General features: G+C 71.9%; 20 protein-coding genes. 10 read left to right on the forward strand and 10 right to left on the reverse strand.

Annotation, left to right across the window (positions count from 1 at the left end; translation table 11 throughout):
* Nucleotides 1–52 precede the first annotated feature (52 nt).
* Entirely contained in the window at nucleotides 53–1,585 is a 1,533-nt protein-coding gene (locus tag LL648_RS20290; RefSeq protein WP_232664197.1) for a hypothetical protein, read from the forward strand.
* 3 nt (nucleotides 1,586–1,588) lie between these two features.
* Here LL648_RS20290 and LL648_RS20295 read toward each other — a convergent pair whose 3' ends face one another.
* Entirely contained in the window at nucleotides 1,589–2,386 is a 798-nt protein-coding gene (locus LL648_RS20295) for an FHA domain-containing protein (protein WP_232664198.1), read from the reverse strand.
* Nucleotides 2,387–2,489: 103 nt separating this feature from the next.
* Here LL648_RS20295 and LL648_RS20300 point away from each other — a divergent pair, with 103 nt between their 5' ends.
* Together LL648_RS20300 and LL648_RS20305 are read left to right on the forward strand one after the other, a co-directional pair.
* Nucleotides 2,490–3,179: a TetR/AcrR family transcriptional regulator gene (locus LL648_RS20300; RefSeq protein ID WP_232664199.1), complete on the forward strand. Its 690-nt coding sequence runs from the start codon at nucleotides 2,490–2,492 to the stop codon at nucleotides 3,177–3,179.
* Nucleotides 3,180–3,208: 29 nt separating this feature from the next.
* Complete coding sequence (locus LL648_RS20305; RefSeq protein WP_232664200.1) at nucleotides 3,209–4,453, forward strand: cytochrome P450 family protein; 1,245 nt, start codon at nucleotides 3,209–3,211, stop codon at nucleotides 4,451–4,453.
* Nucleotides 4,454–4,569: 116 nt separating this feature from the next.
* Here LL648_RS20305 and LL648_RS20310 read toward each other — a convergent pair whose 3' ends face one another.
* Together LL648_RS20310 and LL648_RS20315 are read right to left on the reverse strand one after the other, a co-directional pair.
* Nucleotides 4,570–5,733 (reverse strand): acyl-CoA dehydrogenase family protein, encoded by a 1,164-nt coding sequence (locus tag LL648_RS20310; RefSeq protein ID WP_232664369.1) that lies wholly within the window; start codon nucleotides 5,731–5,733, stop codon nucleotides 4,570–4,572.
* 96 nt (nucleotides 5,734–5,829) lie between these two features.
* Nucleotides 5,830–6,357: an NUDIX domain-containing protein gene (locus LL648_RS20315; protein WP_232664201.1), complete on the reverse strand. Its 528-nt coding sequence runs from the start codon at nucleotides 6,355–6,357 to the stop codon at nucleotides 5,830–5,832.
* Between the two features lie 43 nt (nucleotides 6,358–6,400).
* Between LL648_RS20315 and LL648_RS20320 the strand changes: the two genes are divergently transcribed.
* Nucleotides 6,401–7,423, forward strand: coding sequence for a helix-turn-helix transcriptional regulator (locus LL648_RS20320; RefSeq protein ID WP_232664202.1), 1,023 nt, complete (start codon nucleotides 6,401–6,403; stop codon nucleotides 7,421–7,423).
* Here LL648_RS20320 and LL648_RS20325 read toward each other — a convergent pair.
* Nucleotides 7,389–8,597 carry an amidohydrolase family protein gene (locus tag LL648_RS20325; protein ID WP_232664203.1) on the reverse strand — a complete coding sequence of 403 codons (1,209 nt, stop codon included), beginning with the start codon at nucleotides 8,595–8,597 and terminating at the stop codon, nucleotides 7,389–7,391. The two genes, LL648_RS20320 and LL648_RS20325, sit on opposite strands and share 35 nt — an antisense overlap.
* 90 nt (nucleotides 8,598–8,687) lie before the next feature.
* Here LL648_RS20325 and nucS point away from each other — a divergent pair, with 90 nt between their 5' ends.
* From nucS to LL648_RS20345, 4 genes are all read left to right on the forward strand, one after another.
* The gene (gene nucS / locus LL648_RS20330; protein ID WP_232664204.1) at nucleotides 8,688–9,347 is read left to right on the forward strand and encodes an endonuclease NucS; all 660 of its coding nucleotides are present in this window, start codon (nucleotides 8,688–8,690) and stop codon (nucleotides 9,345–9,347) included.
* 91 nt (nucleotides 9,348–9,438) lie between these two features.
* The gene (locus LL648_RS20335; protein WP_232664205.1) at nucleotides 9,439–10,941 is read left to right on the forward strand and encodes an aldehyde dehydrogenase family protein; all 1,503 of its coding nucleotides are present in this window, start codon (nucleotides 9,439–9,441) and stop codon (nucleotides 10,939–10,941) included.
* Nucleotides 10,942–11,016: 75 nt separating this feature from the next.
* Nucleotides 11,017–12,801, forward strand: a complete 1,785-nt coding sequence (locus tag LL648_RS20340) for a 3-hydroxyacyl-CoA dehydrogenase family protein (protein ID WP_232664206.1) — start codon at nucleotides 11,017–11,019, stop codon at nucleotides 12,799–12,801.
* Between the two features lie 7 nt (nucleotides 12,802–12,808).
* Nucleotides 12,809–13,093 (forward strand): hypothetical protein, encoded by a 285-nt coding sequence (locus LL648_RS20345; protein WP_232664207.1) that lies wholly within the window; start codon nucleotides 12,809–12,811, stop codon nucleotides 13,091–13,093.
* Nucleotides 13,094–13,109: 16 nt separating this feature from the next.
* Here LL648_RS20345 and LL648_RS20350 read toward each other — a convergent pair whose 3' ends face one another.
* The 3 genes from LL648_RS20350 to mce form a co-directional block, all read right to left on the reverse strand.
* Nucleotides 13,110–14,096 (reverse strand): hypothetical protein, encoded by a 987-nt coding sequence (locus tag LL648_RS20350; protein WP_232664208.1) that lies wholly within the window; start codon nucleotides 14,094–14,096, stop codon nucleotides 13,110–13,112.
* A 98-nt stretch (nucleotides 14,097–14,194) separates the two neighbouring features.
* Nucleotides 14,195–15,526: a crotonyl-CoA carboxylase/reductase gene (gene ccrA / locus LL648_RS20355; RefSeq protein ID WP_232664209.1), complete on the reverse strand. Its 1,332-nt coding sequence runs from the start codon at nucleotides 15,524–15,526 to the stop codon at nucleotides 14,195–14,197.
* Nucleotides 15,527–15,634: 108 nt separating this feature from the next.
* On the reverse strand, nucleotides 15,635–16,066 hold the full coding sequence (gene mce, locus LL648_RS20360; RefSeq protein WP_232664210.1) for a methylmalonyl-CoA epimerase: 432 nt from the start codon (nucleotides 16,064–16,066) through the stop codon (nucleotides 15,635–15,637).
* Nucleotides 16,067–16,274: 208 nt separating this feature from the next.
* On the opposite strand from mce, the gene LL648_RS20365 reads away from it, so the two are divergent.
* Both LL648_RS20365 and meaB read left to right on the forward strand, forming a co-directional pair.
* On the forward strand, nucleotides 16,275–17,465 hold the full coding sequence (locus LL648_RS20365; RefSeq protein ID WP_232664211.1) for an acetyl-CoA C-acetyltransferase: 1,191 nt from the start codon (nucleotides 16,275–16,277) through the stop codon (nucleotides 17,463–17,465).
* Nucleotides 17,466–17,483: 18 nt separating this feature from the next.
* Nucleotides 17,484–18,440 carry a methylmalonyl Co-A mutase-associated GTPase MeaB gene (gene meaB, locus LL648_RS20370; protein ID WP_232664212.1) on the forward strand — a complete coding sequence of 319 codons (957 nt, stop codon included), beginning with the start codon at nucleotides 17,484–17,486 and terminating at the stop codon, nucleotides 18,438–18,440.
* 8 nt (nucleotides 18,441–18,448) lie between these two features.
* Here meaB and LL648_RS20375 read toward each other — a convergent pair whose 3' ends face one another.
* The 3 genes from LL648_RS20375 to LL648_RS20385 form a co-directional block, all read right to left on the reverse strand.
* The gene (locus LL648_RS20375) at nucleotides 18,449–19,558 is read right to left on the reverse strand and encodes a helix-turn-helix domain-containing protein (protein WP_232664213.1); all 1,110 of its coding nucleotides are present in this window, start codon (nucleotides 19,556–19,558) and stop codon (nucleotides 18,449–18,451) included.
* Entirely contained in the window at nucleotides 19,555–20,448 is an 894-nt protein-coding gene (locus LL648_RS20380) for a hypothetical protein (RefSeq protein ID WP_232664214.1), read from the reverse strand. Before LL648_RS20380 ends, LL648_RS20375 begins: the two co-directional genes overlap by 4 nt.
* A 327-nt stretch (nucleotides 20,449–20,775) precedes the next feature.
* A complete protein-coding gene (locus LL648_RS20385; RefSeq protein WP_232664215.1) occupies nucleotides 20,776–21,279 on the reverse strand; it encodes a MarR family winged helix-turn-helix transcriptional regulator in 504 nt (167 codons plus the stop codon).
* Nucleotides 21,280–21,333 lie beyond the last annotated feature (54 nt).

Raw genomic sequence — 21,333 nt, forward strand, 5'->3', positions numbered from 1 at the left:
GGCTGGGGGGACGATGGAACTCGACGACGTGAGGGGTTCGGCGGATCGGACGGTGGAGGTGACGTACCCGCCTCCGCTCCCGCCGCGCTTCCCGCCGGCGGCCGCGCTGCTGAACCTCAGCGGCCTCGGTCTCGGATACGCCTACCTGGGCCGATGGTTGCGCGCCGTCCTGTACCTCCTCGGCACGGCGGTGCTGGTGGTGCTGGCGTTCCTGACGAACGCCGCCTCCGCGGTGGGCCCCTGGCTCGTGGTCGGCGTGGCGTGGTTGCTCTGGATGGCGATCGACGGCTGGCGCCTGGCCATGTGGACGGCGCCGCGCCGCGTCTCCGTCGCCGGACGGATCGTGTCCACGGCTGCCGGCGTCGTCACCATCGTGGCGCTCGTCGCCGGCTTCCTCGTCTACGACGGCGCCGGCCGCAGCGCGTACGAGACCGGCCTCGACGCGCAGCGCCGCGGCGACTGCAACGCAGCCGTCACGGCGTTCGACACCGTGACCGGGCCCTTCGAGTTGACGTTCGGCCCGTACGTCACCGAGGCGGCGGTGAAGCGGGTCGAGTGCGACGAGTTCACGGCCGCCGTGTCGGCCGGCCAAGGCGACTACCGCGGTGTCACGACGAAGCTCAAGGAGCACCGCACCGCGCATCCGTCGAGCCTGCTGCTGCCGACCGTCCTGGACCGGCTCGAAGGCACCTACCGCGACTGGGCGGAGTCGCTGCGCCGCTCGGACGACTACTCCGAGGCCATCACGGTCTACCGGGAGCTGCTGACGGAGGTGCCGCAGCCCCGGATGGACCCGCGGCCGGCGCTCGCCGAGACCTACATCGCGCTCGCGACCAGCACCGCGCAGTCCATGGCGAGCACGAGCCCGAGCGTGTCGTCGGCGAAGACCGCCATCGACGCGCTGCTCATCGTGCGCCGCGAGCTGGGCGCGACGCCGGCGGCTTCGCAGGTCGACGGCAAGTTCGCCGAGGTGTTCGCCGCAGGGCGGGGCGACTTCGTCAAGGGCCGCTGGTGCCCGTCGGTCCCGGTGCTCGACTACTTCGTCGGCCTGCCCGCCGCCGAGACGAGCGGGGTTGTCGGCGCTGCGAACAACGACCGGGTGCTCGCACTGCTCGAATGCGGCCTGGAGCGGTTCCGGGCCGGCGCGTACCTCGAGACGGTCGAGCCGATCAACAAGCTGGTTACCGGCTACCCCGAGTCGCCGCAGGCGCAGCTGGGGCGGGCCGTGGCGATCTCGGCGAAGGTCGGCGACGGGCGCAAGACCGCTGTCGAGGTCCCCGCGTCGTTCGGCACCGAAGGCACGATCCTGATGAAGGTCTACAACGCCCAACCGGGGCCGATGAAGCTGCTCGTCGCGGGCCCGACGGCGTTCGAGATCGACCTGCCCGGGTGCACGGTCTGCGCTCCGACCTACCCCAACGACACCGAGGCGTGCAAGACGTTCGATGGGCGGCCGACCGTGGACGTGCGGATCCGCGCGGGCACCTACATCATGTTCCAGGACGGTGTCCCCAACCACTACCAGCCCTGGGTGATCAGTTCCGGCGGCTACTACACCAGCTGCTTCTGGATCGGTAACCAGTGACCGTCAGCGCCGTTCCAGCCGGTGCAGGTCCGGCGGCACGAGCGTCGTGGAGGCAACCAGCTCGGTGAGCAGGTTGTGGTTCAGCGAGTTGCCGAGCGGGCCGGTCACCTCCTCGCGGACGAGGCCGGCGACGCCGGCCTTGGAGAGCTGACCTCTGACCTTGGCCACCAGGTGCTCCACGCGCTTGGCCGTCCAGCCGGCCGTCGGTTGCAGCTCGGCGAGCTGCTCGGCGGTCTGCTGCCACGTGAGCGGCTGCGGGTTCGGCTCGTGCATGAGGTAGCGCTGACCGAGCACCACGAGCGCGAGACGCTCGTCGGAGGTGAGCGGCCACAGCGCGGGCGCGATCGTGATGCCGTTGTGCTGGGCGGGTGGCCGGTCGCCGGCCGGACCGACGACGAAGATCTCCAGCAGGTGCTCGCGCCCGTGGGAGCCGGGCACGAAGACCGGTGTGTAGCCGGGTGTCATCGGGTAGGGCTGCTCGTTCGGGAAGACCAGCCGGCCGGGCAGGCGCAGCGGTGAACGACCGGCGTTGCGCAGCGCCCAGCCGTCGCCGTCGGAGATCAGCGTGCCGTGCTGGCGGCTCACCCGCCGGTCGTCGCCGCCGACGCAGACGTGCACCTCGTGGACGTTGCGCCCGAACAGGATGGTCCGGCCGGCGCGCGGCCCGACGGTGATGCCGCCGTCGACCGACTTCGCGACGATCGTTCCGGGAACGGTGGACGTGACGCCGCGGGCCAGGCTGCCGCTGGTGGGTAGGAGTCGCTCGATGCCCTGGTCGTCGGGAGGTGCGCTGCCGGTCACGGGAACAGGATGCAGGGTCCTTCTTGCCGTCCTGCGTCGGGAGGGTCTAGTCTGACTCGATGACTGGATAAACCAATCTGGTCATCGAGGCGGAAGGACTCCCATGGCGGCACCTGAGCAACCTCCCGCGCGGGTGGAGCGGATCCTCGACGCCGCGGCCGAGCTGCTGGTCCGCTGGGGGTACCAGCGCGTCACGATCGACGAGGTCGCGCGGCACGCGCATATCGGCAAGGGCACGGTCTACCTGCACTTCAAGACCAAGGACGCGCTGTTCCTCACGGTCCTGCTGCGCACGCACCGCCGGGTCGTCGGGAACCTCGTCGACCGCATGGAGTCCGACCCGGAAGCCGTGCTCCCGTCGGTCTCCTCGCGCGAGGTGTACCTCGCGGTCGCCAACGACCCGGTCGCGCGCCCGCTCTACCTGGGCGATCCGGAGGTGCTCGGCCGGCTCGTGCAAGAGGCGGGCGGCACGATGACCGTGATGGTCCAGAAGCGCTCGGGCGCGTTGCGGCATGCGCTGGAGGTGCTGCGGGCGGCCGGGCTGCTGCGCGCCGACCTCGACGTCGATGAGCTGCTGCACGTGTTCGCCGCCGTGACCACCGGTTTCTTCGTCATCGACGGCGCACCCGCCGCCGTGGACGTCGAGAAGCGGGCCGACCTGCTCGCGACGACCGTCCGGGCCGCGATCGAGGTGCCCGGGCGCGTGCCGCCCGACGTCGCGCGCGAGGTCGCCGGGATCTACCGATCGCTGATCACGCACATCGACGACGAATGGAAGCGCCGCGTCCGGTGATCCCGGAGCAGCAGAAGGGGGAGTGGGCCATGACCGCAACACCCGACACCGTCGGTGCGACGGGTCCCAACTTGATGGACCCGGAGTTCATCGCCGACCCGGTGGCCGGCTACAACCGCTTGCGCGAGCAGGCGCCGGTGGTGCTCGGCACGCGGATGGACGGCGGCCCGGCGTGGTACGTCACGCGGTACGACGACGTCCGGGCCGCGCTCGGCGACACGCGGTTCGTCAACAACGCCAAGGCCGTCGAGGGCATGGTGGTCGAGAACGCCCGCGACAAGATCGTCGAGCAGTTCGGGGTGCCGCCCGAGCTGATGCCGTACATCAACGAGTCGGTGCTCGACGTCGACGGCGCCGACCACTCGCGCCTGCGCAAGCTGGTGTCCCGCGCCTTCACGGTGCGCCGGGTCAACGCGATGCGCCCGCGCGTCGAGCAGATCACGGCCGAGCTGCTGGACACGCTCACCGACCCGACCGACCTGGTCCGCGACTTCGCCTACCCGCTCCCGATCACGGTGATCAGCGAGCTCGTCGGGGTGGCGGAGGCGGAGCGGCCGCAGTGGCGGCAGTGGGGTGCCGAGATCACGTCGTTCAAGCCCGGCTCGATCGGGCCGGCGCTGACGGCGATGGTGGAGCACACCCACGGCCTGATCGAGCGCAGGCGGGCCGAGCCGGCCGACGACCTGCTGACCGAGCTGATCAGGGTGCAGGACGAGGAGGGGGACCGCCTCTCCGAGGTCGAGACCGTCACGATGGTGATCACGCTGGTGATGGCCGGCCACGAGACCACGGCGCACCTCGTCAGCGCGGGCACCCTCGCGCTCCTGCAGCACCCCGACCAGCTGGAGCTGCTGCGCAACGACCCGTCGCTGTGGCCCGCTGCCGTCAACGAGCTGCTGCGCTGGTGCGGCCCGGTGCAGGTGACCCGGCTCCGGTACGCGGTGCAGGACGTCGAGCTCGGCGGTGTGACGATCAAGGCGGGCGACGCCGTGCAGGCCGTGCTCGTCTCCGCGAACCACGACCCGCGCGAGTTCACCGACCCGGACCGCCTCGACTTCACGCGGCGGCCGACCGGCCACGGCGACGGCCACGTCGGCTTCGGCCACGGCGTCCACTACTGCCTCGGCGCCGCGCTCGCCCGGCAGGAGGCGGAAGTGGCGCTGCGGATGCTGTTCGACCGCTTCCCGCGGCTCTCGATGGCGGCCGAGCGACCCGAGTGGATCCCGGTGCCGGGGATCCGCAGGCTCGCGGCGCTGCCGCTGCACCTGGGCTGACGCAGCTCACCCGACGGGTCGGGGGAGGGCAGGAAAGCCACTTTCCGGCCCTCACAGGGCAGGAAAGTGGCTTTCCTGCCCTCGCGTGCGGAACGCACACATCCCGGATCGGCTTCCTAGTACGACCTCGGCAACCCCAGTGAGTGCTGCGCGATGTAGTTGAGGATCATCTCGCGGCTGACCGGGGCGATGCGGGCCGTCCGCACCGCGCCGACCAGCGTCCCGACGCCGTACTCGACGGCCATGCCGTTGCCGCCGTGCGCCTGCACGGCGGCATCGACGGCGTTGATCGCAGCTTCGGCCGCGGCGTACTTGGCGATGTTGGCGGCCTCGCCCGCGGCCACGTGGTCACCGGCGTCGTAGAACCACGCGGCGCGGGTGGTCGCCATCCTGGCCAGCTCGACCTCGACGTGTGCCTTCGCCAGCGGGTGCGCGATGGCCTGGTGCGCGCCGATGGGCGTCGACCACACCGTGCGGTCCTTGGCGTAGTCGATGCCGCGGCGCAGCGCGTAGCGGGCGGTGCCGTTCGTGTAGGCGGCGACGGTGATCCGCTCCGGGTTGAGGCCGGCGAACAGCGCCGCCAGGCCGGCCTCCTCGCCGCCGACCAGCGCGTCGTCCGGGACGAGCGCGTCGTCGAAGAACACCGTGAACTGCTTCTCGGGGCTGTGGATGGCCATCTCGATCGGCTGGTACGTCATGCCGGGGGTGTCGTTCGGGACGATGAACATCGCGGGCCGCAGCGTGCCGCTCGCAGCGTCTTCCATGCGGGTGACGACCAGCGTGGCGTCGGTTTCGTCGACCCCGGAGATGTAGTACTTCGTGCCGGAGAGCCGCCAGCCGGCGCCCTCGGGGTCGCGGCGGGCCGTCGTCGTGATGCGGTGCGAGTTCGAGCCGGCGTCGGGCTCGGTGATCGCGAACGACATCCGGACGCTGCCGTCGGCGAAGCGGGGCAGCCAGCGTTCCTTCTGATCGGTCGTCCCGCTCTTCGCGATGACGGTCGCCGCGATCGCCGGCGACACGACGATGAGCAGCAGCGGGCACCCCGCGGCCGCGATCTCCTCGGCGACGATCGCCAGCTCGATCATGCCCGCCCCGCCGCCGCCGTACTCGGCGGGCACGGCGACGCCGAGGTAGCCGGCCTCGGCCGCCTCCGCCCACAGCTCCGTTGTCTTGCCGCCGGTCCGCGCCTTCTCCATGAGGTACTCGTGGCCGTACTTGCCGGCCAGCGCCGCCACGGAGGAGCGCAGGAGTTGCTGCTCGTCGGACTCGCGAAGATCCATCGTCATCCTCTGCTCGGCGGTCGGCGCGAGCGCCAGCATCGTCGCCGCCCGGAAAACGGTCAAGGCTGCTTGTTTGTCTTCCCGGAGCGGAGGGCGCTAGCGCCGGTGCAGCTGGAGCAGCAAGTAGGCGGCAAGGCTCTGCGCGTCGACGAGCTCGCCGTCGCGGGCCATCCGTTCGAAGTCGGCGACGCTGAACCAGCGGGTGCGCATGTCCTGCTCGGTGTGCTCGCGCAGGGCGCTCTCCTCGGTCAGCTCGGTGGCGAGGAAGACGTGCTCGCGCTGGCTCGACATGCCCGGCGCGATGTCGAGCCTGCCGAGCAGCTCCATCCGCCCGGCGACCAGGCCCGTCTCCTCACGCAGCTCGCGCGCGGCCAGCTCGGCCGGGTCCTGCTCGGCCCGGTCGGGCGCGGTGCCCATGGGGAACTCCCAGCGCCGCTGCCCGACCGGGTAGCGGAACTGCTCGACGAGGTGCAGTCGGTCCCCGTCGAGCGGGATCACGAGGGCCGCGGTGGGCTTGTCGACCACCCCGAAGATGCCGTCGGTGCCGTCGGCGCGGCGCACGGCGTCCTCGCGCACGGTCATCCAGCTGTTCGCGTAGACCTGCCGGCTGCTGATCGTCTCCACGCCGGATACGGTGCCCGACCGGCCAGTCGGGCACGATCTGGGGGTGCGCGCGTCACGACTGGTCACCTTGCTGTTCACGCTGCAGCGGCTGCGCGAGGCCACGGCCGCTGAGCTGGCCCGTGAGCTGGAGGTCTCCGAGCGGACGATCTACCGCGACGTCGCGGCGCTCACCGAGGCCGGCGTCCCGATCTGGACGGAGGCGGGCCGCGGAGGCGGCATCCGGCTCGTCGACGGCTGGCGCACGCGGCTCGACGGGATGACCGCGCAGGAGGCGGCCGCGCTGTTCGCGGTCGGATCGCCGCACGTGCTCGCCGAGCTGGGCATGAGCGCCGCGCTCGCGGGTGCGCAGGCGAAGCTGCTCGCGACGCTCCCCGAGGGGTTGCGCGAGCACGCGAGCACCGTCGCGGCCCGGTTCCACCTCGACGCGCCGGGGTGGTTCCACGCGCCGCAGCAGGTCACCCAGCTCGCCGCGGTCGCGGAGGCGGTGTGGGAGCAGCGACAGCTGCGGATCTCCTACCGCCGTCGCGACGACCTCGTGGAGCGGGTGATCGAACCGCTCGGGCTCGTGCTGAAGGCCGGCACCTGGTACGTCGTCGCGCGCAGCATCGGCGGCCGGCGGGTCGGGCCCGTCGACACGCTGCTGACCTACCGGGTCGACCGCATCGCCGCCGCCGAGCCGTCGGGGGAGGGGTTCGAGCGGCCGATGGGCTTCGACCTCGCGGAGTGGTGGGCGGGCGCCGCGGCCCGGTTCGAGACCACGATGCTGCGCACCACCGTGCGCCTGCGGCTGGGGCCGCGCGCGCTGCGCTGGCTGATCAACGTCACCGACCCGGACGCCGCGCTGCGTGCCGTCGCGCATGCCGCGCCGCCCGACGCCGACGGCTGGCGGGTCGTCGAGCTCGACGTCGAGTCGAACGAGGTCGCCGCGGCGCAGCTCGTCGGGCTCGGCGCCGAGATCGAGGCGCTCGAACCGCCGGAGGTGCGTGCCGCGCTCGCCGCCGCGGGCGCGGCGCTCGCGGCGAACAACACCGCTACTGCCGGGTCCGGGCTCGCGAATCGGCCATGAGCCCGCTGTCGACGCGCCGGCCGCTCTGGAACACCGCGACCGGTCGGTGCAGCGCGGTGATGTCGACGGTCGGGTCGCCGTCGACGGCGAGCAGGTCGGCGTCGAAGCTCGCGGCGACCCGCCCCTTGCGGTCGCCCAGCCCGCACACACCGGCCGCGACCGAGGTGCCGGTGCGCAGTGCCACCAACGGTTCCATCCCCAGCTCGACGAGGTGCTGCAGGCCGACCGGCAGCACACCGTGCGGCTTGACCGGCGCGATGCCGGCGTCGGTGCCGGCCACGACCAGCGCGCCCGCCCGGATCAGCCGGGCCGACAGCGCCATGACGTCCGGGAGGATGCGCATCAGCAACGGCGGCGGGAGGGCGCCCTCCACCGGACGCATGCCCACGGTGAGTCCGATCGCGACCCTGCGCTCGACGAGCCGCTCGATCAGCTCGTCGACCGGGCGCACCCCGTCTTCGGTGATGAAGGTGCAGTGCTCGATCCCGTCGACGCCCGCGGCGAGCGCGTCGCTGACGGCCTGCGCGGCGTGCGCGTGCGCCGTGACGGGCAGGCCGTACCGGTGCGCCTCGTCGACGATCGCGCGCAGTTCCGCGGGAGCGAACTGCGGCTCGTGGACCAGCGTGCCCTCGGTCATCATCCCGCCGCTGGCCATCACCTTGATGACGTCGACACCCCGTTCGGCGTGCTCGCGCACCGCCGCGCGCGCTCCACGCACCCCGCCGGCCGCGACGCCGCCGAGGAAGTGGCAGTGCCCGCCGTCGGTGGTGATCGGCGGCCCGGCCGCGACCACCGTCGGTGTACTGCCGGTGAACTCCTCCCGGAAGCGCAGCGAGAGGTAGTCGCGGTCGCCGAGGTCGCGCACGGTCGTCACGCCGGCCTGCAGCTGCGCCTCCGCGGCAACTCCCATCGCGGCCATGACCTCGTCGTCATCGCGTTCCGCGAGCGTGGCAACCGGGTCCCAGCCCCCGTCGAAGGCCAGGTGGACGTGGGTGTCGACCAGGCCGGGCAGCAGTGTCGCCCCGGGCAGCTCCACCAGCTCGGCGTCGGACGGCGGCTGGATATGCCCTGATCGGACCTCGGCGACCCGGCCGTCCTCGACGACGACGAGCGGATCGTCGATCCGCCGCTCGCCGTCGAAGAGGGTGGCGGCTCGGATGGCGGTGCGCATCATGCAGGGAGCCTCCCGCCGCGGGACGTGGGCGGCGTACGTAGTGGACTACCTGACTTCGGGCCCGCCGCACCCGGGCAATAGGGTCGTGAGGTGCGTCTCGTCATCGCCCGCTGCCAGGTCGACTACGTCGGAAGGCTCACCGCGCATCTGCCGATGGCGCCCCGGTTGCTGCTGGTCAAGGCCGACGGATCGGTGAGCATCCACGCCGACGACCGCGCCTACAAGCCGCTGAACTGGATGAGCCCGCCGTGCTGGCTCGAGGAGCAGCCGGGTGTCTGGACCGTGCGCAACAAGGCCGACGAGTCGCTCGTCATCACGATCGACGAGGTGCTGCACGACTCCAAGCACGAGCTCGGCGTCGACCCCGGCCTCGTCAAGGACGGCGTCGAGGCGCACCTCCAGGAGCTGCTCGCGGCCCACCCGACGGCGTTCGGTGAGGGCTTCACGCTGGTCCGCCGCGAGTACATGACCGCGATCGGGCCCGTCGACCTGCTCTGCCGCGACGCCGCCGGCGGCAGCGTCGCCGTCGAGATCAAGCGCCGCGGCGAGATCGACGGCGTCGAGCAGCTCACCCGCTACCTCGAACTCATGAACCGCGACCCGCTCCTCGCCCCGGTCGCCGGCATCTTCGCGGCGCAGCAGATCAAGCCGCAGGCCCGCACACTGGCGGAGGACCGCGGCATCCGGTGCGTCGTCGTCGACTACGACGCGTTGCGCGGCACGGAGAGCACCGACCTGCGGCTGTTCTGAGCCGCCTGCGCCGCGCTCCCCAGCGGGCGGGCGGCACATGCGTGCCGCTTTCGGCCCACACGGGCCGCGCGGCTCGCATTACTCTTGAGTAATGACCGCTACCGAGGTGCCCGCCGAGGCTGCGCCTGCGCCCCCGACGTTCGAGTCGCTCGACCCGCGCACCGGCGACGTCGTCGGCACCCACCCCGTGCACGACGCCGCGGCTGTCGACGCTGCGGTCGCCCGTGCGGTCGAGGCCGCCAAGTGGTGGGGCGCGCTCGGGTACGCCGAACGCCGCCGCCGCCTGGGCGAATGGCGCAAGGCGCTGGTCCGCAGCATCGACGCGCTCGCGCAGGTCGTCTCCGACGAGACGGGGAAGCCGCTCGACGACGCGAAGCTGGAGCTGGTGCTCGCGATCGACCACCTCGACTGGGCCGCGAAGCACGCAGAGAAGGTGCTCGGGCGGCGCAAGGTGTCGTCGGGGCTGCTCATGAGCAACCAGGCGGCCTCGCTGACCTACGCCCCGATCGGTGTGATCGGTGTGATCGGCCCGTGGAACTACCCGGTGTTCACCCCGATGGGGTCGATCGCCTACGCGCTCGCCGCGGGCAACGCCGTTGTGTTCAAGCCGAGCGAGCTGACGCCCGGCGTCGGCGTCGCGCTGGCCGACACCCTTGCCGAGCTCGTCGACGGCCACCCGTTGCTGCAGGTCGTCACCGGTTTCGGCGAGACCGGCGCCGCGCTGTGCCGTTCGGCGGGGGTCGGCAAGATCGCGTTCACCGGCTCGACCGCCACGGGCAAGCGCGTGATGGCTGCGTGCGCGGAGACGCTCACCCCGGTGCTGATCGAATGCGGCGGCAAGGACCCCCTGATCGTCGACTCCGACGCCGACATCGAGGCCGCCGCCGACGCCGCCGTGTGGGGCGGGATGTCGAACGCGGGGCAGACCTGCGTCGGCGTCGAACGCGTCTACGTGTTGGAGGACGTCGCCGACGCCTTCACCGCGCGGGTCGTCGCCAAGTCGAGCACGCTGCGGCCCGGTGGCAACCCGGCCGGCGACTTCGGCCCGATGACCATGCCGGCGCAGACGGAGGTCGTGCGCCGCCACGTCGAGGACGCCCTCGCGAAGGGCGGGCGCGCCGTCGTCGGCGGCAATGAGTCGATCCGCCCGCCGTTCGTCGAGCCGGTGGTGATCCTCGACGTCCCGGAGGACAGCAGCGCCATCACCGAGGAGACGTTCGGGCCGCTGCTGGTGGTCAACCGCGTACCCGACCTCGACGAGGCGGTGCGCCGCGCCAACGCGACCGGGTACGGCCTGGGCGCGACGGTCTTCTCCAAGAAGCGCGGGGAGGAGATCGCCGCGCGGCTGCGCTGCGGCATGGTCGCGATCAACAGCGTGATCTCCTTCGCCGGCATCCCGAGCCTGCCGTTCGGCGGCGTCGGCGACTCCGGGTTCGGCCGCATCCACGGCGAGGACGGCCTGCGCGAGTTCACCCGGCCCCAGGCCGTCGCACGCCAGAAGTTCGCCCTCCCCATCGCCGTGACCAGCTTCAAGCGCACCAGCCGCGGCATGGCCACGCTCGTCGGGTTGATCAAGATGCGGCACGGGAGGTAGCCCACACGAGCGCCCGCGCGACGCCCGGAGATGCGAGGATCGCGGGAACTCATCCCCAACGGCGGAGGTAGGCGCGTGGCACGCGAGTTCCGGACGGTCGGCGTGGTCGGCCTCGGCACGATGGGTGCCGGCATCGTCGAGGTGTTCGCCCGCAACGGGCTCCAGGTGATCGCCGCCGAGGTCGACGCCGAGGCCGTCGAGCGCGGCCGCGCGCACCTCGCGTCCTCGACGGCCAGGGCGATCAAGCGCGGCAAGCTCACCCAGGAGGGCGCCGACGAGCTGCTGGCCCGCATCACCACCACCACGTCGCTCGCCGACCTCGCCGACGCCGACCTGGTGGTGGAGGCCGTCCCGGAGAGCCTCGACCTCAAGTCCGGCGTTCTGGGCGAGCTCGACAAGGTCTGCCGCCCCGACGTGATCCTCGCGTCGAACACGTCCTCGCTGTCGGTCACCGAGCTCTCCGTGCACACAGGGCGCCCCGGCAAGGTCGTCGGGATGCACTTCTTCAACCCGGCGCCCGTGCAGCGCCTCGTCGAGCTGGTGCGCACCGTCGTGACCGAGCAGGACGTCATCGACGACCTGAAGGAGTTCGCCGCGACGCTCGACAAGGTGCCGGTCGTCATCGGCGACCGCGCGGGTTTCATCGCGAACGCGCTGCTCTTCGGCTACCTCAACCACGCCGCGCGGATGTACGAGAGCCGCTACGCGACCCGCGAGGACCTCGACGCCGCCATGCGCTACGGCTGCGGCTACCCGATGGGCCCGCTCGCGCTGCTCGACCTGATCGGGCTCGACACGAGCTACGAGATCCTCGACACGATGTACAAGCAGTCCCGCAACCAGATGCACGCGCCCGCGCCGGTGCTGAAGCAGATGATCACCGCGGGCCTGCTGGGCCGCAAGAGCGGCCGCGGCTTCTACACCTACGCCAAGCCGCACAGCCAGGAGGTTGTGCCCGACGCGCTCACCCCGAGCGGCACCGTCCCGGCCGACGCCGCGGTGCGTGAGGTCGCCAGGGTCGGCGTGGTCGGCACCGGCACGATGGCCTCCGGGATCGTCGAGGTGTTCGCGAAGTCCGGCTTCGACGTCGTCGTGCGCGGCCGCAGCCAGTCCAAGATCGACGCTGCGCTCGGCGGCATCCGCAAGTCGCTGGAGAAGGGTGTCGTCCGCGGGAAGCTCACCGAGCAGGAGCGCGACGAGACGCTCGCCCGCATCACCGGCACCACCCGGCTGGAGGACCTCGCCGACGTCGACCTCGTCGTCGAGGCCATCGCGGAGGAGCTCGAGGTCAAGCGCGCGGTGTTCGCCGCGCTCGACGAGATCTGCAAGCCGGGCGCGATCCTCGCCACCACCACGTCGTCGCTGCCGGTCGTGGAGTGCGCTGCGGCCACGTCACGGCCGCAGGACGTCGTCGGCCTGCACTTCTTCAACCCCGCGCCGATCATGAAGCTGGTCGAGGTGGTCTCCACGATCACCACGGCGCCCGACGTCGCCGCCACCGCGCTCGCGATCTGCGAGCGACTGGGCAAGGTGCCGGTGTCGTGCGGCGACCGCGCGGGGTTCATCGTCAACGCGCTGCTCTTCCCGTACCTCAACGACGCCGTGAAGATGCTCGAGGCGCACTACGCCACGGCCGACGACATCGATGCCGCCATGAAGACGGGCTGCGCGCTGCCGATGGGCCCGTTCGAACTGCTCGACGTCGTCGGGCTCGACGTGTCGCTGGCCATCGAGCGCTCGCTCTACCTGGAGTTCCGCCTCTCCGGGTTCGCGCCGGCGCCGCTGCTGGAGCACCTGGTCACGGCGGGCAGGCTCGGCCGCAAGACCGGGCACGGGTTCCGGGACTACGCGGCGCGGTGACGAGCTCGTGGCACGGTCGAACCGGCGCCGCGACGAGCACGTCCCCCTGCGCTCGGCCGCGCTGACCCGCGCGGAGAGCGGGTCCGACGGGGAGTGGCTCGTGCGGAGCATTCCCGGCGCGCAGGCGGTGAAAAGCTACCGCTGTCCCGGCTGCGACCAGCTGATCGCGGCCGGGACCCCGCACATCGTGGCGTGGCCGGCCGCCGAGTACGGCTCGGTCGACGAGCGGCGCCACTGGCACAACGGCTGCTGGACGGCCCGGCACCGCCGGCGTCCGGGTTCGCGCCGCTGAGGCCGGAGGCCGGACGTCAGCGGGCGCCGGCGTGCTCCGACGCACGACGGCCCGGTGACGGCCGCCGCGGCGACGGCGGCACGACAACGGGGGTGCCGTTCGGCGGGGTGGCCATGGAGTCGCTCGGGTCGACGTCGCGCAGCAGGTCGAGCGAAGCGGTGGACTGCTCCAGCATCAGGCGGGTCTTGTGCAGCTGCTCGACGAGCCTGCGGCGCAGCGCCAGCAGGTCGCTCGCGCGCTGCTCGGCCATCGCGATGATCCGGCGCGCCTGCGCACGGGCGGTCAGGACCTCCTGGCGGGCCTGCGCCGCCGACGTCTCCTTCATCTCGTCGATCGCGCGGCGTGCCTCGGTGCGCGCGGCCTTCAGCGCGGAGAGCGCCTCGGCGCGGCGCTGGTCCATCGCGATGGTGAAGTCCTCCTCCACCAGCTTGCGGCGCGCCTCCGACTCGGCCCAGGCGTCGGCCCGCTCCGCGGCGGCGGTCATCTCGGCCGCGGCGATCGTGTCGGCGCACGCTTGCCGCTCGGCGGTGATCTCGGCGAGCGCCTTGGCGCGCTCCTGCGTGTACTCCTCGGCATCGCAGGTGGCGGCGACACGGATCGACTCCGCCTCGGCGCGCGCTGCTTCGAGGATCTGCTCGGCCTGCACGCCGGCATCGCTGAGCCGCTTCGCGACCTCGGTCTCGGAGTGCGCGAGCATCTCGCCGACCTCGTCCTCGGCGAGACGCAGCATCGAACGCATCCGCTCGCTCATGCTCGTGACGTTCTGCCGGGGGCTCACGAGCGTGCGGACCTGCGCGCGCAACCGCTCGGCGCGGGCCCGCGAGTCGTCGAGCTCCTTCGTCAGCTGGGCCGCCTGGTCGACAGCGGCGGCCCGGTCGGTTGCGACTATGCGTATCTCGGCATCGATGCGATGGAGATGGGCATCGACCTGAGCCTGGTCGTAACCACGGCGCACGACGTCGAATCCGGTGTCGGCGGGGGGCACCATGGGATCTCCGACCATGGGACTCACCGTACCGAAATGTGCGTCGCGAGTCGGGGGATTGCACACATTGTCGCGACGCGCATCACCCGGTCGGGCAGCCCTCGGACGGGTGTCGGCTACACGCCGCGGAAACGGTTGATCGCGTCGACGTGCTTCGCCCGCAGCTCGGGATCGGTGACACCCAGTCCCTCCTGGGGGGCGAGCGCCAGCACGCCGACCTTGCCCTGGTGGCTGTTGGTGTGCACGTCCATCGCGGCCTGCCCGGTCTCGGCCAGCGGGTAGACCTTCGACAGCGTCGGGTGGATCTTGCCCCGGCTGATCAACCGGTTCGCCTCGAACGACTCGCGGTAGTTCGCAAAATGCGAGCCGATGATCCGCTTGAGGTTCATCCACAAGTAACGGTTGTCGAACGTGTGCTCGTAGCCGGAGGTCGACGCGCACGTCACGATCGTGCCGCCCTTCCGGGCGACGTAGACGCTGGCGCCGAACGTCTCCCGGCCCGGGTGCTCGAAAACGATGTCGGGATCGTCGCCACCGGTCAGCTCGCGGATCTTCGCGCCCAAGCGCTTCCACTCGCGCTGGTCCTGGGTGTGCTCGTCGCGCCAGAACCGGTACCCCTCCGCGTTGCGGTCGATGATCAGCTCCGCGCCCATCCGGCGGCAGATCTCGGCCTTCTCCGGCGAGGAGACGACACACACCGGGACACCGCCGCCGTTCAGCGCGAACTGCGTGGCGTACGAGCCGAGCCCGCCGGAGGCGCCCCAGATGAGCACGGTGTCGCCCTGCTTCATCCCCGCCCCGTTGCGGGAGACCAGCTGCCGGTACGCCGTGGAGTTCACCAAGCCCGGTGCCGCTGCCTCCTCCCACGTCAGGTGCGCGGGCTTCGGCATGAGCTGGTTGGACTTGACCAGCGCCAGCTCGGCGAGTCCACCGAAGTTCGTCTCGAACCCCCAGATGCGCTGCTCGGGATCCATCATCGTGTCGCCGTGCCCGTCGGGGCTCTCCAGCTCGACCGACAGGCAGTGCGCGACCACCTTGTCGCCGGGCTTCCACGCGTTGACGCCAGGCCCGGTGCGCAGTACCACGCCAGCGAGGTCGGAACCCACGACGTGGTAGGGCAGGTCGTGTCGCTTCGTGAGCGGCGAGATCCGGCCGTAGCGCTGCAGGAAGGCGAACGTCGAGACCGGCTCGAAGATCGACGTCCAGACCGTGTTGTAGTTGATGGCGCTGGCCATCACGGCGACGATCGCCTCGCCAGGGCCGAGCTCGGGGGTGGCGACCTCGTCGAGGTGGAGGCTCTTGCGGGGGTCCTTGTCGCGGGAGGGCATCCCGGCGAACATCTCCGCCTCGTCGGCATGGACCGTGATCCCGCGGTAGTGCTCCGGCACGTCCAGGCCTGCGACTGCGTCGTACTGCTCGGCGAGTATCGCGTCGAGGATCTCCTGCACGGCTGGCCTCCGCTGGCTCAGGTCTGCTTGGTATCCCAAAAGTTACTGCGCAGTATGGTACCCGTCTGAATCGTGAGGGAAAGAAGTGATGTGGAGCACGTCGCCCGATCAGTGGGCGGCGGCCGGCTCGACCAGCTCGACCAGCACACCTCCGGCGTCCTTCGGGTGGACGAAGTTGATCCGTGAACCCGCCGTGCCCTTGCGCGGCTCGTCGTAGAGCAAGCGCAGCCCCTGCTCGCGCAGCGCGGCGCAGGAGGCCTCGATGTCGGCGACGCGGTAGGCGAGCTGCTGGATCCCCGGCCCGTTGCGCTCGAGGAACTTCCCTATCGCCGAATCGGGACGCAGCGGGGCCAGCAGCTGGATGGCCGCTCCGCTGTCGCCGGGCGCCGAGAGCATCGCCTCGCGGACGCCCTGCTCCTCGTTGGCCTCGGTGTGGGTCGCAACCAGCCCGAACGTCGTTGCGTACCACCGGATGGCTTCGTCGAGGTCGGCTACCGCGATCCCGACGTGGTCGACCGCAAGCACCTGATGAGCTGTCATGGGCGCAATGTAGGCCGTCGGGGCGCTGACGTGGGGTTGTGCGCCTCATCACGGACCGGATCCGCTCGCTGACCGGGAGCATGGGCGCTACCTGCGGGTATCGTCTGGGAGGGTCCTGAACGGCTGGGGCCGTAGCGAGCGTCGCGCAGTAGGTCCAGTTGTTCAGGGCGCTCATAGGTGCCCCGCCATCGAAGCTGCTGGAGGAATCGTGTCCGGTTCGGTCATCGTCGCGGGAGCCCGCACCCCCATGGGACGGCTCCTCGGATCGCTCAAGGGCTTCTCCGGAGCGCAGCTCGGCGGGGTGGCGATCAAGGCGGCGCTGGAGCGCGCCGGTGTCGCGCCCGAGCAGGTCCAGTACGTGATCATGGGGCAGGTGCTGACGGCGGGAGCGGGGCAGATCCCCGCCCGCCAGGCGGCGGCTGCCGGTGGCATTCCCATGGACGTGCCGGCACTGACGATCAACAAGGTCTGCCTCTCGGGCATCGACGCGATCGCACTCGCCGACCAGCTCATCCGCGCCGGTGAGTTCGACCTCGTCGTGGCCGGTGGGCAGGAGTCGATGACGCAGGCGCCGCACCTGCTGGGCAAGTCGCGCGAAGGCCACAAGTACGGCGACGTCACGATGCTCGACCACATGGCGCACGACGGCCTCTTCTGTGCGTTCGACCAGGTGGCGATGGGCGCCTCGACCGAGAAGTACAACGGCCGGTACGAGCTGACCCGCGAGCAGCAGGACGAGTTCTCCGCACGTTCGCACCAGCGCGCGGCGGCAGCGGCCGAGAAGGGGATCTTCGCGCAGGAGATCGCGCCGGTCGCGATCCCGCAGCGGAAGGGCGACCCGGTCGAGTTCGCCACCGACGAGGGCATCAGGGGCGACACCACCGCGGAAGGGCTCGCCAGGCTGCGCCCCGCCTTCTCCTCGGACGGGACGATCACCGCCGGGTCGGCGTCGCAGATCTCCGACGGCGCTGCCGCGGTGGTCGTCATGAGCAAGGCGAAGGCGGAGGAGCTCGGGCTGACCTGGCTCGCCGAGATCGGGGCTCACGGCGTGGTCGCAGGGCCCGACGCGAGCCTGCACGAGCAGCCGGCCAACGCGATCGCGAAGGCGTGCGAGAAGGAGGGCATCTCGCCGGGCGACCTGGACCTCGTGGAGATCAACGAGGCCTTCGCCGCGGTGGGCATCGTCTCCTCGCGCAAGCTCGGGCTCGGCGACGACAAGGTCAACGTCAACGGCGGCGCGATCGCGCTGGGGCACCCCATCGGCATGTCGGGCGCGCGCATCGCCCTGCACCTGGCGCTGGAGCTGCAGCGCCGCGGTGGCGGTGTCGGTGCGGCCGCGCTCTGCGGCGGTGGCGGCCAGGGCGACGCGCTGATCATCCGCGTGCCCTCGGCAGGCTGAGCGACGTCGGTCGGGCAGATGGCGCGCCGGTTCGACATCGCCGACCTGGTCGAGCGGGCCAGGCGGGGCGAGCCGCTCGCCGTCTCCCGCCTGCTCTCGCTCGTCGACTCGGAGGCGTCGCAGCAGCTGCGTGAGGTGGCCTCGGCACTTGCGCAGCACACCGGCCACGCGCATGTCGTCGGGCTGACCGGGCCGCCGGGTGTCGGCAAGTCGACGACGACCTCGGCGTTGGTGACGGCGCTGCGCGCGCAGGGGCGGCGGGTCGGTGTGCTCGCCGTCGACCCGAGCTCGCCCTTCTCGGGCGGCGCGCTGCTGGGCGATCGGGTGCGCATGGCGGAGCACGCCACCGACGACGGTGTGTTCATCCGCTCGATGGCCGCGCGCGGACATCTCGGCGGTCTCGCGTGGGCGACGCCGCAGGCGTTGCGTGTGCTCGACGCCGCCGGCTGCGACGTGGTGCTGATCGAGACCGTCGGGGTCGGCCAGTCGGAGATCGAGGTGGTCGCGCTCGCCGACACCACGGTGGTGCTGCTCGCGCCCGGGGCGGGCGACGGGGTGCAGGCGGCGAAGGCCGGCATCCTCGAGGTGGCGGACGTGTTCGTCGTCAACAAGGCCGACCGGGACGGGGCCGCGCAGACCGTCCGCGACCTGCGGCACATGCTCTCCTACGGCGGCGAGGAGCGGGGCTGGCGCATACCGGTGGTGCGCACCATCGCCGCACGTGGGGAAGGGATCGACGACGTGCTCACCGCGCTCGACGAGCACCGCGCGTGGCTCGACTCCAGCGGCGAGCGGGAACGCGGCCGGCTCGCCCGCGCGGCGGCCGAGATCGAGGCGATCACCCTTGCGGAGGTGCGTGCGCGGATAGGCGACGTCCGTGGTGTCGGTGGCCTCCCTGAGCTGGCCAAACGTGTGGTTGCCGGGGACATCGACCCGTACGCCGCTGCCGACGAGCTGGCGAGCGGCCTCGGATAACGCGCGTCTCATGGTGTGCTCCCGCTGAGTCGGTGGGGGATGCGGCTCGATCCGATCCGCATCGCGAGCTCGCGCGCGCTGCGCGCGTGGGTGGAGGCCATCTCGGGGTGTTCCCGCGCCAGCGCCACCGCCAGGTCGGCATGGATACCGGCGCGCACGCGCGCCGACCGCGGCTCGGCGGCGAGCGCGTGCTCCAGCGGTTCGACCGCTGAGGTGTCGCCGAGCACGGCGAGGGCGTGTCCGTGCCACCGGTCGAGGTCGGCGAGTTCGATCGCGGGCAGCGTCGGCTCGACGACCTCGACCGTGACCCGCGGGAACGCGCGCCTGGCCTCCGCGAACGCCGCCCGTGCCGCCGCCGCCTCACCGGCGGCCGCGCTCGTGATGCCTCTGGCCGCCGCGAGGCGCACCACGCCCGCCGGCTGCTCCTCGGAGCTGACGTCGGAGAGCAGCTCGGCCGCCAGCTGCGGCTTGCCAAGATCCACCAGCACCGAGGCCAGACCGGCCGTCGCGGCCACCGCCACGAGGGGCAGCTCCGTCGCGGCCGCGATCGTGCGCGCGCGGTCGAAGTGGTGCCACGCCTCGTCGTGCCGGCCGAGGTCGAGCGCCTGCGCGCCCGCCAGCTCGGACGCCGCGGCGAGCACGACGCCCACCCGCTGCCGTCCGGCCCGGGTGAGGCTGTGCGCGTAGGTGCTCTCCAGCTGCTCCACCAGCGCACGCACCACCCGCCCCGCCCCCGCGGCGCCCAGCTCGTCGTCGAGCCGGCGGGCGGCGGCGAGCTGCACCTTCCACAGCGAGACGACGCCCGAGTCGGCCGCGGCGGCCGTCGCCAGCTCGGCGATCAGCTCCTCGCTCCGCCCGGCCGCAGGATCGGTGGGCTCCGCGATGCCGAGTTCGGCGGGTGTGCGCTCGTAAAGCTGCGCGAGCAGGGCGCGATTCTGCGGATCGGGGAGCGCGTGCCCGTTCTCCCAGCGCGAGAGCAGCGACTTCAGGCTCGCCGGGGCCGCCGTCGCACCTCCGGTGGCTGTGCCGAGCGCTGACAGCTCCCGCGCCGCCTGGCTCTGCGACCAGCCCCGGGCGAGGCGTGCCGCCCGCAGCCCGCGTGCCGGCTCCTCGCTCACGTCGCCACCCACCCGTTGCTGTCGCCGTCGACCCGCGTGCCGGGCGCCACGCTGAGGCCGCCAACGAGCGCCGGCTGCGCTGTGGTCCGCACGTCGAGGAACGTGGAGACGGCGGCCCCGTCGAGCGCGACCTCCTCGGCGAACGTGCTCTCTTTCAACGACAGCCCGCCCTCGAGACGGGCGTCGCGCAGCGTGAGCCGCCCCGCGAAGCTCGCTTCGGTGAGCAGCACCGGTTTGCTCGCCTGCAGCTCGTTCATGCGCGTGATGCCGACGAACCGCGCGTCGCGCGCGACCAGCCGCCCGATCCGCCGCCCTTCCAGCCGGAAGTGCTCGAGGTGGGCCCCGCTCAGGTCGAGGTGGTAGGCGCGGGTGTCCTCACTCTGCCCCCACGGCAACAGGTCGGCGATCAGCCGCTGCGCGGTGGAGCGCACCTGGCGCTCGCGATCGGCGGCCAGCAACTCCGCGGGATCGGGCGGCGTGCCGTTCGTGGACGCCGCCGGATCGTGGAACGGACGGCGCAGGTAGGCGCAGAAGACGTCGAGGACCGTCTGCCGGTAGCGCGGGGTGGCATCGGCGTGCCACGCCAGCGCGTGCAGCGCTCCGACCCGGACCTGGTCGGCCTCGTTGCCCAGCAGCTCGACCGAGCGCGCGAAGCGCTCGTCGGCGATCTTGTCGCTCTCCAGCTCATGGCGCGCCTCCTCGGTGCGCCGGCGCCTGTCGTTCAGCCACAGCGCGTAGAGCGCCACGATCGCGCCACCGGCGAGGCCGCCCGTCTTGAGCGCCTCCCCCTTGGACGCGGCCGGCTCCAGGAGGACCAGCGCCACGGTGGTGCCCACCGTGATCAGGACCGCGCTGATCACGCTGACCGCCAGCAATACCCGACCTTGCACGTCTGCTCTCCCTCCGAACCCCGCCCTGTCACCCGATGGATCCAAGACTGTCGGGGGTGGGGGCTAATGTCAATGGGGTTGACGCAACAGGGCGTCAACAGTTGTTCGGGGGAGAGGTCGCCATGGATCTCGGATGTTCGTTGTGCGTCGCAGCCGGATCGGCGGGGGGCGCCGTGACGGGCTTCTGCATCGGTCGCCGGTCTCGGCCGGTGGGAGGGCGGCGGGGCGGTGGCGCCCGCGCGATGCGTGCGTGGCCGGGTGCCCGGCGGGCCGACCGTTCGGGCGGCGGGCACCGCCGGGCGAACTGGCGCGACCTGTGAACAGGCGTCAGTCGAAGTCGCCTGCGGCCTTGCGCACGCGGCCGAGCAGCTCGGTCAGCTCGTCCTGCTGCTCCGCGGTCAGCCCGCTCAGCCCGAAGTCGATCGAGGTCACCGACTTCGTCGCGGCCTCGAGCAGCGCCGATCCGGTCTCGGTGATCTCCACCAGCGTGGCGCGCCGGTCGGTGGGGTGCGGGGTGCGGCGCACGAGACCGTCGCCCTGCAGGCGGTCGACGATGTTCGTCACGCTCGTCGGGTGCAGCTGGAGACGCTCGCCCATCACGCGCATCGGCAGCGTCCCGCGCCGGGAGAACGTCAGCAGCACCAGCGCCTCGTACCTCGCGAAGGTGAGGCCGTGCGGCCGCAGCGCGCCGTCGACCGCGGAGAGGAGGATCTGCTGCACCCGCATGATGCTCGTCACCGCGGCCATCGTCCCGGCCGGGCCGATCCGCTCGTCCCACAGCGCAGCGGCCCGCATGATCGGGTCGAACGGCAGCGGGTTGCGGGACGTCATGACCAGCGACGCTAGCAGTGCGATGCCTCCGACCGGACGCAGCGGCTCGCCTTC

Origin of the sequence: Pseudonocardia sp. TRM90224 (assembly GCF_021245725.1) — a bacterium.
Classification (GTDB): Bacteria; Actinomycetota; Actinomycetes; order Mycobacteriales; family Pseudonocardiaceae; genus Pseudonocardia.